We start from the raw sequence: 11,708 nt of genomic DNA on the forward strand, positions 1-11,708 counted from the left end.
TGAAACCTTTGGTGTAACAGCTCAGCCCGGTCACCATCTGAACCAATGCCATTGACATTGCCATCTGAACTGTTACGATTTATGAGGAATCAAGGAGGAAAGAGAAAGCTCATCAGACCAGGTTTCGAAAATCTCTTGGAGATATACCGACTGCCTTTCGAAATACCATGGAAAAATATTGCGAGGTGTCAAATCCAACCTTCTGAGCTATCACCTGCACAGTGTCACTGGTTTGACTTAACAGTTCCTTTGCCTTATTAAGCCTGCATTGGCTAATATATTCGGACAGACTTAATCCGGTTGTCTGTTTAAACAGGCGAGAGACATAGGAACTGTTATAATTTACATAGTCTGAGATTACAGTAAGAGTTAAATCGTCGGATAAATGACCCTTAATGTAATTCTTAATCGTAGAGACAAGCTTTTGGTTTTTATCGATCAGTGCACTAGAAGTCAAGTTAAATAATATAGTTGAAATCCTTTCCAAGTAACGGAATGCTTCTGTCCAGCTTTTGAAATCCTTCAAATAGAACAAAGAATATAACCCTATTTGTTGAGCAATTACTTCGTTTAAATTCCTCTGACTGATAAAGCTTATAATCGCAGAGGAAATTCTTTGGTAAATACTAATCAGGGGCAGATAGTGCATACTTTTGATATTACAACTTGACAAGGAAATTCCCTTAAGCACTTTTAGAAATTCCTTCTCTTCACCATTGTTTAAATAAGCCGAAAGATAGCCTATTTGAAGATCCCATTGATTAAACTGAATAGATTTCCTATTATACGCATTAATCATCCGCTCCTCTTCCTCACCGAAAAGCATACCAAAGGAGCGTGTGAATAATGCCGGCGAGGTAAAAGAAATGTATTGATTCAATGACTGATAGATATTGCCCGACCTATCAATCGGAATTTCTTTATGATAAAGAATCAGCATAATTTCACTGGATATATTATTTTGAACTGAGAAAATCAATTCATCGAAGCATTCCTTTAAATAAATAACAGGCGCCGGACGGTTATATTCTTTATATAAAGTGGATGGTTGAAGAAACCATAACACTGTGGTTTTGTCATAATCAAGGATAGCATAATGAAATTTGTTATATAACACCTGATCTGTAATTTGCATCAGCTTCAGGATAAAATTATTATGCTCAAAGGAGAATGGGGTATCATCTTTTGGATTGCATTTCCCGTACAAAAGAAAAACAGGTTTGAATAAATCCAATGGAAATTGATAACCATACCAATCCATATGCTCCTGTACTTGATTTATTTGTTTTCCCAATATAATATCTTGTAAAAAATCCTTTTGAAAAAGATAATTAAGAAGTTTTTCCTTACTAATAATCTGATTCTGTAATTCGATATTTTTAATTTCCATATCAATCGAACGGATCGCATTCGAAACAGCATTGATAATTTCTTCATCAGGCTCAGTTTTTAGAAGATATGATATGTTATTATGTCTATTTGCATAATAGACGTAATCAAAATTATTGTATCCGGTTAAAAATATGATGCGGCAGCCGGGCCAATCGGAAAGTATCTTATCAGCCAATTCCAAACCATTAATTCCGGGCATATTAATATCCAGAAGTATGATATTTATTTTAGTTACCTTTAAGATATTTATAGCCTCTATTCCGGAATAAGCCTTAAAAATAGTCAATTCCATTTCTTTTTGCTCTTCGAATAGCTCCACCAGCCAATTTACAATATGATGCTCATCATCTACAATTAATATTTTTTTCATTTATGTTTCCTCGCTTCTTTCTGTCAAAAAGATAATTACTTTCATACCTCCAAGGTCGGAACGGCTTATGGACAAATTACTGCTATTTTTATAAAAAGTTCGTATTCTACGAAATATATTAAGTATCCCCGTTACTTCATTCGTGCAAATGAGATTTTTTGATTGTTCAATATTACAATTTATCTGATGAATCATTTCATCACTTAAATGATCTCCGTTGTCTTCAATTACAATTTCTATCCCACGTTCCTTTGGTGTAAAATGTACTCTTAACAAACCGTCGCTGATTTTATTCTCTAAGCCATAATTATAAGCATTTTCGATAATAGGCTGCAAGATTAGCCGGGGTACCTGGAGATTTTCATATTCTTTAGGAAGATCTCCGAATTCGGTTGATATTCTGTCTTCAAAACGCATGGATTGTATCCTGGAATAGATTTTTGCATGCCGGTATTCGTCCTTGAATAATTCAAAGTCGGAATTATTTCTTGTAATATACTTAAAATATACACCCAATTCCTTAGATACCTGAATCGCTTCCTCCTGTATCCCATATTGGATCATACGCTGCAGCATAAAGAAACTGTTGTATAAAAAATGAGGATTTATCTGGGCTTGAAGCTGCTTAAATTCAGCCTTCTGTAAAAGAAGGTCCTGATTATATACTTCATCAATTACTGCTTCCAGATTTTGCGTCATTTTATTGAAGCCCTGGTATAAATAGCTGAATTCACTTTGTTCGGTCTCACTGATGCGAATTTGCAGATTTCCTTTTTCCACTGCCTGAAAAGCATGTACTAATTTTGTTAATGGATGATGAATTAATTTAATTACACCGTATGAAAACAGCAGAACACATAAGACCATAAATATTATAAAAAATATGGAGTAGAGGATGGGCAGGCGATAAGGCTCTGCCAAGGTGTTCGCCGGTATAATTTGTATGTAATACGAGTGAGAGAATTCGAGATGGGAACGAAATGCTTCATAGCTCGAATTCTTATATTTAATATCTGCCACTCCGTTTCTATAGACAGCATTTTTTACCAAATTACAAAAAGTATTATCCTGTATATTATCCAATTCATAGGAGCTGTCCTCCAAATAAAACAGATACAGGGCATTGCTATACATGCTTTGTGCTTCTAATCGTTTTGCTAAATGATCTGCGGATAAATTCACTTCAGCAATATTGGCCGGATTTTTTATAGATGGGAAACGAATAATAATAAGTTCATTGTCTGTATATAAAATGGGAAATGGATTGTTTTCTTTTAAGGTTATAATGTTTTCGTACGTGTCAAGGGTAATATCCTGATAGCTTCCTCCTTCAAAAATCAGTTTTTCTCTTCCGCCTCTATAGTGTGATGAGTTATATGCCTTTCTTACGGAAGGGATATAGACTCTGACATTATGGATAAGGTTGCTGCTCTCCTTGATACTGCTGATATATTCCCGTATTTGCTGAACTGCTTGTGATTTTTCGTAATTACTCATAAGATCACTGAGGTAAGATAGCTTGCGAACCTTCGAGTGGACTGTGATATTGGAGGCAGAAATACTAATGGTATTGAACTCATTATCAAGATTATTGGCAAAGGTCTGATTTTTCTCACTAATCGATTTGATTGTTTCATTGATCAGAAGGTTATTGCTCTTAATCATATTTATGCTGCTGAAGAGAATCATAGGTATTACGATGACCAGAAAAAGTATAATGATTTTTGTTAATATGATATCCTTTTTAATTAACTTCATTGCTTTTCTCCTCGTGAATTCAATGTATAGTGTCATTAAGTTAAGCCTGTAGCTCTCTGATCCCCTTTTACTTATCCCCCGTGCCCTTTGCCCAGCCCCAGGCTGAACTTTTACCGTATATAAGTATAGCATAAAACATAATCTACTTGTAGTTGTATTTAGGCAGAATTTATAAGAAAAAAGCTGTTTTGTGTAAAAATGTATAGAAATTATACAAATGTAAAAATATTATACAAATAAGACGATTTCATGTAAAGTCCCAGGATTTAGCATCGGTAAACAAGTAAAATTATTATACAAATGTAAAGATTTTGGACTACTAAACAGATGCTTCACTTGCTAAACTAATATCGTAACGAATAAACACAAGGAGGGTAAATCTTATGAAAAAGAAGTTAATTGCAGTATTATTAGTTGTCTGTATGGTTGTTTCCTTAGCCGGTTGTAATAGTAAAAAAGAAGCCGGCAATTCCAATTCAACTAAAGCAGAGACGAATCAAGGGGCAGATGCAGCAAACCCAACAGGAGGCGAGAGCGGAGGAGATGCGGTAAGCAGTGAAGATTTGGCTTTTAGTAAATATGATGAACCGGTAACAATACATACTGTGACATCAGAATATGCATCAGCTAAATATCCGGAAGGCGACGATATTACCAACAATGTCTGGATCAGAGCCTATAAGGAAAAGTTTAATGTTGAAGTGGTAACCGACTGGGTAAGTGATGAATACGATACAAAATTAAATCTTGCCATATCATCCGGTACCTTACCTGATGTATTCCATGTAAATGCGGCTCAGTTACAGCAGCTGGTTGATGCGGATCTGATACAGGATATAACGGAGGTATTTGATCAATATGCATCAGAACGTGTGAAGGGCTATATGCAGGAGGATATTGACAGCTTTGAATCTGGTAAAAAGGACGGCAGATTATATGGTATTCCTCAGATGCACTGGGGTATTATCGATCAGCCTGACTATATCTGGATCAGAAATGACTGGAAAGAAGAATGCGGACTTGCAGATCCTCAGACAATGGATGATGTGATTAATATAGCAAAGACCTTTATGGAGAAATACGGCGTATATGGTATTGCTGTTGATCAAACCCTGGATTATCTTAATCTTACAGCAATTTCCTGGCACGCTTATCCCGATATGTGGCTGAGAGGCAGTGACGGAAAGCTTGTATACGGCTCCGTACAGCCTGAAATGAAGGCAGCCCTTGCTGCGTGGGCAGACTGGTACAAGCAGGGCATTTTAAATTCTGATTTTGCTACACAAGATTTTAATGCAATGCAAAGTGATATTGTTGCCGGTAAAGCAGGTATCCAACCATTTTATCAATGGTGGGGGTATAATCCGGGTGTAGATACCGTGACAAACAATGGTGTAGATGCAATCTTTTACCCTTATGCAATGCCATCCGCAGATGGTAAGGATGTATACCAATCAATCTTTTTTGCAAATGGCTCTTATACCGTGGTAAGTAAGCAGTGTAAGAACCCGGAAGCAGCAATTAAATTAATCAACTTCTATGGCTATATGTTGGATGAATCAACCGGAAAAGAAGACCAGGAAACAATCTCTGCATTTACGGATAATGACATGGCACATGTAGTTGGAGCATTCCGTGTTCTCAATCCGGCATGTGACTATGAACAGTATCAGCATGTATCCAAGGCACTTGTTGATGGAGATACCTCAAGCTTTACAACAAGCGGTATGTGGCAGAAATATAACAACAGTGTTGAGTTCAAGACCAATGGGACACCTGGTTCAACGGGTGATTACTTGCAGCAGGGTGCTCCGAAGACGGCTTATGGCTTAGCAACTCAGGTACTTGATAATAATAGGTACATTAAATCAGAGTTATGGGGTGCAACTCCGGAAACCTTGCTAAACTATGGTACAACTCTTGATGACCTTTTAACCGAAGGCTTCACAAAGATTATTATGGGTGAAGAAAGCATTGATTACTTTGATACAGTAGTACAAAACTGGCATGCAGCGGGTGGCGGAGAAGCAACTCAGGCTATGAATGATGCATACGGTAATCAATAAATAAGATTTTAAAGGAGGGGACAAGGGGATTTTCTCCCGGTTCCCTCCTTTTTAAGCTTATGACAAAAATGGCCGGTATCTCGAATAATTTGTTCGAATGTAATTTAGTCTTAAATATTAAGGAGGATGCAGATGTTTAAGAAGTTAAAAAGGCAATGGCCGTTACATTTTATGTTATTGCCGGGAATTGTATTGATCTTTATTTTTAGTTATATCCCTCTCTACGGTTTAATCATAGCATTTCAGAAATACAATCCCGGATTAGGCTTTCACTCTAAATGGGTTGGGTGGCAGAATTTCACATACGTTTTTAGTCAACCTAATTTTGTCCGAACAATATGGAATACTTTTTATATCGCATTCTTTAAGATATTAGGAGGAATTATTGTACCGGTTACTTTTGCTTTACTCCTGAATGAGGTTTTCCATAACAGAATTAAGCGTGTTTTCCAGACCCTGGTTTATATACCCAATTTCCTGTCATGGGTTATCATGGCTGGTATACTTATGGATATCCTGGCATCGGATGGTATTATTAACAGTGCACTTTCGGCATTTGGTATATCATCGATTAATTTTTTGGGGAGCTCCAAAATATTTCCCTGGACTATGATCGTAAGTGATGTATGGAAGGGGTTTGGTTTTGGGACAGTAGTATATCTCGCCGCTCTTACCGGTATTGATCCAGGTCTTTATGAATCTGCTATGGTGGATGGAGCAAAGCGCTGGAAGCAGACGGTTTACATCACCCTGCCATTACTGGCGCCTACTATTATCCTGATGACCGTTCTTGCCCTGGGTAATGTTATGAATGCAGGCTTTGACCAGATTTATAACCTGTATTCACCGGTTGTCTACAGCTCTGCTGATATTATTGATACTTATGTATATCGGTTGGGTATCAAACAGGCACAGTATTCTGTTGCCACCGCAGTAGGGCTGTTTAAATCTCTGATATCCTGCATCATGGTTGGTTTATCATATATTCTTGCTGATAAAGTAGCGAAGTATCGGATTTTCTAAAGGAGGGGAAAGATGATTCAATATAAAAGTGTTGGAAGAACTATTTTTAACATGATAAACTATTCAATATTAATTATAACATCCTTAATCTGTGTGCTCCCCTTTATCAATATGCTGGCTGTTTCCTTCAGCGGAAGCGCCGCCGTGACAGCAGGAAAGGTTGGTTTCTGGCCGGTTGACTTCACGACAAAAGCGTATGAATTTGCATTGGCAAACGGGAAGTTTTTTAAATCACTTATGGTATCAGTGGAAAGAGTATTATTAGGTGTAGCCGTAAATATTACACTTATGGTATTGACCGCTTATCCATTGTCAAAGACAAAGGAACGGTTAGCAGGACGTAATATATACATGACATTCTTCGTAATTACTATGCTGATTAATGGTGGTATGATCCCCACTTATTTAATTATTGTAAAGGCGAAACTGATTGATTCGATCTGGGCATTAATTCTTCCGGGCGCATTACCTGTATATAATATGATTATTCTTATGAATTTTATCAGAGGACTTCCAGAGGAATTGGAAGAGGCAGCGAGAATTGACGGAGCCGGTCCCTTCAGGGTTCTGATCCGTATTCTTCTTCCTGTGTTAAAGCCGGCGTTAGCAACGGTAGGATTATTCTGCATCGTAGGGCATTGGAATTCCTGGTTTGACGGCATTATTTACATGAATAGTCCGGCGAACTATCCTTTACAAAGTTATCTGCAGACATTGCTTCAGAGCTTTGAACAGATCATGCAGAAATCGGGTACAGATTATACAAAGCTATTATCCATGATGAATGCGAGAACAGGACGTGCGGCGCAGCTTTTCCTTGGAGCTATTCCAATTATGCTGATCTATCCTTTCTTACAGAAGTATTTTACCAAGGGGCTTGTATTAGGCAGCGTAAAGGGGTAACCTGCCGTAGGGAAGAGATCCTTTGCTGCTTAAAGAGTGATATTAGTAAAACCAATTAGAAACTGGCCTTGAATGCCGCAATAGAAGCTGCCCGTGCAGGAAATAAAGGAAATGGTTTTTTTGTGGTGGCAGAAGAAATTAAGAAGCAGGCAGATCAATCCGTACACTCTGTTCGTGAAGTGGAGAATATCATTACAGATATTCAGCAGCAGACGAAAGATACGGTAAATATAGCTAAAGAAGCAGATAATATAGTAAAGGAGCAGGAGGAAGCGGTTAATAGGACGGCAGCAGCGTCCTTATCAGTGGGAGAGACTACAAACAGTCAGATGGATGCTATTAACGACTTAGAGGTTTTGGCCAGGGAACTGGGTGAGAATGCAAAGGCGTTAGGTAGAGCAGTAGAAAATTTTATTGTAGAATAACACTAAATTGACCTAACGGCGAATGAAATTTAACAGACACAGTAATATTCCTTACATGCTTTAAGAATCAAGTGCTAATCGTAATGTAATAAAAGATATTTTACACTGTAATTAAGAAACGGCATATCATAAAGACTCTGAATAACCAGACTTTAAGATAGGCCGTTATATTTTTTGAAAGTAATTGACTATCGAGTCAATATGATATATGATAGATTTATAAGGATTGACCGTTCAGTCAATAATCGTGTACAAAGGTATACAGGAGTGTATGGAATGAGAGAGACATTTAATAAATTAGCAGAGGATAAAAAAAACATCATTATAAAAGGCGGAATATCTGAATTTTCTAAAAAATCATATTCGGAGGCCAGTACGGATGCAATAACAAGAGACTGCGGGATATCGAAAGGAATTCTCTTCCACTACTTCGGAAGTAAAAAAGAATTCTATATTTATTGTTTAGAACAGGCATTGGAACGACTTATGATAGAGCAGTCGGGAGCGAAAGCAAGCGATTTTTATGATATTATTTTCAACTTTATGGAGGAGAAGTTCGATGTTTGCCGAAAGTTTAGGGAAGAGATGCGGCTGGTAAACATGGCGGCACGTGAGACCAACAGTCAGGTTTTTGACCAAAAGAATAAAGTACTGGCAAAGTATACAATAAAGACCAGGGAAAAATCAGCAAAGATAATGGCCGAGGCAGTGGCTGTCCTCAATTTGAAAAAAACAGATCCGGAGAAGGCAGCAGGGGCCCTTAGCCTTTATATTGGAGCAATCATTAACAGATATTTAGAAGTTTATAAAGAAACGCCGGATCGGTTTTTTGAAGAGTCGGAACGGATAAAAGCAGAGATAAAGGAGCAGATAGATTTTATGTTATACGGTGTGGTGAAGGAGGAAGTCTGATGCAGAAAATCGGTATTTTAAAAGCTATGTTTTTATGTTGGAAATATAAAAATATGAATGAAACCAAAAAGGCAGGAATTCGTGAGGAACGATTTCATAAGCTCGTAAGTTATGCAAAACAGAACAGCCCTTATTACAAAGAGCTATACAAAGAGATTGGTGATACCTTCCAGCTTGCTGATTTACCACCGACAAATAAGAAGGAGTTAATGTCATGTTTCAATGATTGGATAACAGACCGCTCTATTCAACGTTCCGATATTGAAGAGTTTATGAAAGACCTTGATAACATCGGGCGCAAATTCAAGAGGGAGTATCTGGTATTTACAACGAGCGGTTCTACGGGTAATCCTCTGGTAATGCTTTGTGACAGGACTACCAATAATGTAATGGGAGGCATCAGTGCGACACGGGCATTTGCCAGAAAGCAGGATCTGAAAGCATTTGTGAAGGCCGGAAATAAAACAATGGGGGTGTTTGCCACAGGCGGGTTCTACCTGGGCAACAGTTCCATACGTTCAAGATTACTTGCGATGCCTTGGAAGAAAAAGCAGATGGCCGTAACCAGCGCCTTGCTGCCAATATCACAGATAGTAGAGGAATTGAATGCCTTTCAACCAGCTATGCTCGGGGGATATCCGACTATTTTGGAGCTTCTTATGGAGGAACAGAAGAGCGGTCGTCTTCATATCAGCCCCGTCATTGTTATGACAGGCGGAGAGTATTTAAGTGACCAGCTGCGTGAGAAGCTCTCAGAAGCATTTCAATGTTATGTTCAGACTAATTATTCCTGTACCGAAGGAGGAACCATTGCCTGTGAATGTACAGAACAGCATTTCCATATCAATGAAGACTGGGTGATTGTGGAACCTGTTGATAAGGATAATAAACCGATTCCTGACGGCGTACAGTCTGATAAAATTCTGCTCACCAACTTATATAATTATACACAGCCCTTCATCCGGTATGAGGTTACGGACCGTATCGCGATGCATCATGAACCTTGTGCATGCGGCAATGTCTCTCCCTGGCTGACAATTGAAGGGCGTGTGGATGATATTATTACGTTTTTGGAGGATGGGAAAGACATAAAAATCGCCCCTCTTGTTATCTATGCCATATTGAAAGAGATTCATGAAATTCAAAGATTTCAAATTCTGGCTTATAAGGGGAATAGGCTGGAATTAAGAGTTAATCCGTGCGATGGATACAGCAAAGAGAAAGCATTTGAAGCTGCCTGCACTGCGTTAAGGAAATTCCTCACCTTCCATGGCATCTATCATGTAGAGATTTTTATGTCCGCCGAAGAGCCACAACAGCACCCTCAAAGCGGTAAGTTTAAACATGTGATAAATGTTGGCTGAAAAACAGGCGGCTGCATTATTTACAGCATCTTAAAACCGATGCAAGGCTCTGTTTCTGGAAAAACCGGCAGGGAGGAACAGCATTCATTAAATTAACGCTTGAAATAATCATGATAAGGGTTAAACTGTTAACAGACGGATAAAAGCATGGGATGGAATAGGGAGGGTATGAAGAATGAAAAGGGGAATTCATCAGGAGGGAATTGTATGCAAAACATAGAGATAAGAGAATATCAAGAGTATAACGAGGCGGAGATACTTTCGTTATATATATCTGTCGGCTGGAGTAATTATTATGAGAAACCCGACATGTTAAGGCAAGCATATGCACATTCCTTATGTATCTTGGGAGCTTACGCCAATCACCTTCTGGTGGGGATCGTTAGGGTTGTTTATCAAAAAGTTTTGCTGACAGAAAATCAGCCGAACACGGTTAAATTCTATGAAAGTATAGGCTTTCATGCTGCGGATAAATATAATTGCATAGGTTTTGTCAATTTTACAGTATGAAGTAGAACTATATTACGGCAGGAGAAGAAAATGAACAGACAGGAAGAAATTGCTGCCGAAATATTCGGCCGATATGATATTGATTTTCTAGCAGCCAGAACAGGGAATGGCTGGACAAATAAAACCTGGTTAGCCGGCGGATTGGTTCTGAGGCTATCCGTCACGCAGAATGGCAGCAGGCTTCGCCGGGAAGTGGAATTATCAAAGATATTACCTGATATTGTCGGATATCCTGTGAATATAGCCACAGGAGTGACGGATGGATACGAATGGAGTCTTTCCAGGGAAATCCCCGGGATCAATTTAAGAGAAGTATGGGCTTCGCTGACCTGGCAGCAAAGAAAAAAAGGGTTCCGGCAGGCATTTGATATTTTACAGGCCGTTCATTCCGCCGATATCAATAAGGCAAAGGGGATTGCGGCGGAAAGAGCCTGGTATAGTTCCTTTCGCCGGGAAGAGTCCCTATTGGGCACAGAAGATCTTGTAAAAAAGAATATGATTAATCAGGTGCAGGGCAGGGTTTTAGCGGATACACTCAACCGTTTTTTTACCTGCTTACCAAAAGCAGAAAAAGTACTCAATCATGGCGATATGACCATGGACAACATGATTTGGAATGATGCGGGGATCGCCTCTTTATTGGATTTTGAGCACGCGGTAATTGCACCGGCCCAGCTCGATCTTTATTCTCTTTTGAGGTTTGGTTTTGGTCCGGAAACCGTCGATGATGTGGCGGATACTCCTAAAAGCAGCGATTTAATAGATTTTCAGACTGAAATGATCCATATGACAAAACCGATGCTGAACAGTCAAGAGGATGTCGATCTGCTTCTGGGCTTTGCCATTCTCATATCGCAGCGGAGAATGGAAATTTGGCTTGAAAATACCGAGGAAAAGAATGGATACCGGCATTGGGAGCCCTTCCGCTGTTTAGAATCGCTGTCCGATGGGCAAGGGGGATTTTTTGCACCTTTTCTTAAGTAGA

General features: G+C 38.8%; 10 protein-coding genes. 8 read left to right on the forward strand and 2 right to left on the reverse strand.

Translation table 11 applies throughout. The features are described from left to right. Nucleotides 1-112: 112 nt before the first annotated feature. Together HNQ56_RS02310 and HNQ56_RS02315 are read right to left on the reverse strand one after the other, a co-directional pair. Entirely contained in the window at nt 113-1,762 is a 1,650-nt protein-coding gene (locus HNQ56_RS02310; RefSeq protein WP_429142354.1) for a response regulator transcription factor, read from the reverse strand. Further along, entirely contained in the window at nt 1,763-3,520 is a 1,758-nt protein-coding gene (locus HNQ56_RS02315) for a sensor histidine kinase (protein ID WP_429142356.1), read from the reverse strand. 383 nt (nt 3,521-3,903) lie between these two features. Between HNQ56_RS02315 and HNQ56_RS02320 the strand changes: the two genes are divergently transcribed. The 8 genes from HNQ56_RS02320 to HNQ56_RS02355 all read left to right on the forward strand — a co-directional run bounded on the left by HNQ56_RS02320 (nt 3,904) and on the right by HNQ56_RS02355 (nt 11,707). Then, nucleotides 3,904-5,586, forward strand: a complete 1,683-nt coding sequence (locus tag HNQ56_RS02320; RefSeq protein ID WP_429142358.1) for an extracellular solute-binding protein — start codon at nt 3,904-3,906, stop codon at nt 5,584-5,586. A 171-nt stretch (nt 5,587-5,757) separates the two neighbouring features. Then, complete coding sequence (locus HNQ56_RS02325) at nt 5,758-6,609, forward strand: ABC transporter permease (RefSeq protein WP_429143000.1); 852 nt, start codon at nt 5,758-5,760, stop codon at nt 6,607-6,609. Between the two features lie 12 nt (nt 6,610-6,621). Beyond that, nucleotides 6,622-7,512 (forward strand): carbohydrate ABC transporter permease, encoded by an 891-nt coding sequence (locus HNQ56_RS02330; protein WP_429142360.1) that lies wholly within the window; start codon nt 6,622-6,624, stop codon nt 7,510-7,512. 122 nt (nt 7,513-7,634) lie between these two features. Then, on the forward strand, nt 7,635-7,937 hold the full coding sequence (locus tag HNQ56_RS02335; RefSeq protein WP_429142362.1) for a hypothetical protein: 303 nt from the start codon (nt 7,635-7,637) through the stop codon (nt 7,935-7,937). Nucleotides 7,938-8,111: 174 nt separating this feature from the next. Then, a complete protein-coding gene (locus HNQ56_RS02340; RefSeq protein ID WP_429142364.1) occupies nt 8,112-8,849 on the forward strand; it encodes a TetR/AcrR family transcriptional regulator in 738 nt (245 codons plus the stop codon). Then, nucleotides 8,849-10,213 (forward strand): phenylacetate--CoA ligase family protein, encoded by a 1,365-nt coding sequence (locus HNQ56_RS02345; protein WP_429142366.1) that lies wholly within the window; start codon nt 8,849-8,851, stop codon nt 10,211-10,213. The genes HNQ56_RS02340 and HNQ56_RS02345 overlap by 1 nt, the downstream gene beginning before the upstream one ends. A 168-nt stretch (nt 10,214-10,381) precedes the next feature. Next, on the forward strand, nt 10,382-10,723 hold the full coding sequence (locus HNQ56_RS02350; RefSeq protein WP_429142368.1) for a hypothetical protein: 342 nt from the start codon (nt 10,382-10,384) through the stop codon (nt 10,721-10,723). A 30-nt stretch (nt 10,724-10,753) separates the two neighbouring features. Further along, the gene (locus HNQ56_RS02355; protein ID WP_429142370.1) at nt 10,754-11,707 is read left to right on the forward strand and encodes a phosphotransferase family protein; all 954 of its coding nucleotides are present in this window, start codon (nt 10,754-10,756) and stop codon (nt 11,705-11,707) included. Nucleotide 11,708 lies beyond the last annotated feature (1 nt).

The organism is Anaerotaenia torta (assembly GCF_050433395.1).
In the GTDB taxonomy this organism is placed as follows: Bacteria; Bacillota; Clostridia; order Lachnospirales; family Lachnospiraceae; genus Mobilitalea; species Mobilitalea torta.

Coding starts and splice junctions, on each gene's coding strand:
- HNQ56_RS02350 (WP_429142368.1), top strand. CDS start 10,382: ATGAAGAATGAAAAGGGGAATTCATCAGGAGGGAATTGTATGCAAAAC.
- HNQ56_RS02345 (WP_429142366.1), top strand. CDS start 8,849: ATGCAGAAAATCGGTATTTTAAAAGCTATGTTTTTATGTTGGAAATAT.
- HNQ56_RS02355 (WP_429142370.1), top strand. CDS start 10,754: ATGAACAGACAGGAAGAAATTGCTGCCGAAATATTCGGCCGATATGAT.
- HNQ56_RS02325 (WP_429143000.1), top strand. CDS start 5,758: ATGTTATTGCCGGGAATTGTATTGATCTTTATTTTTAGTTATATCCCT.
- HNQ56_RS02330 (WP_429142360.1), top strand. CDS start 6,622: ATGATTCAATATAAAAGTGTTGGAAGAACTATTTTTAACATGATAAAC.
- HNQ56_RS02315 (WP_429142356.1), bottom strand. CDS start 3,520: ATGAAGTTAATTAAAAAGGATATCATATTAACAAAAATCATTATACTT.
- HNQ56_RS02310 (WP_429142354.1), bottom strand. CDS start 1,762: ATGAAAAAAATATTAATTGTAGATGATGAGCATCATATTGTAAATTGG.
- HNQ56_RS02320 (WP_429142358.1), top strand. CDS start 3,904: ATGAAAAAGAAGTTAATTGCAGTATTATTAGTTGTCTGTATGGTTGTT.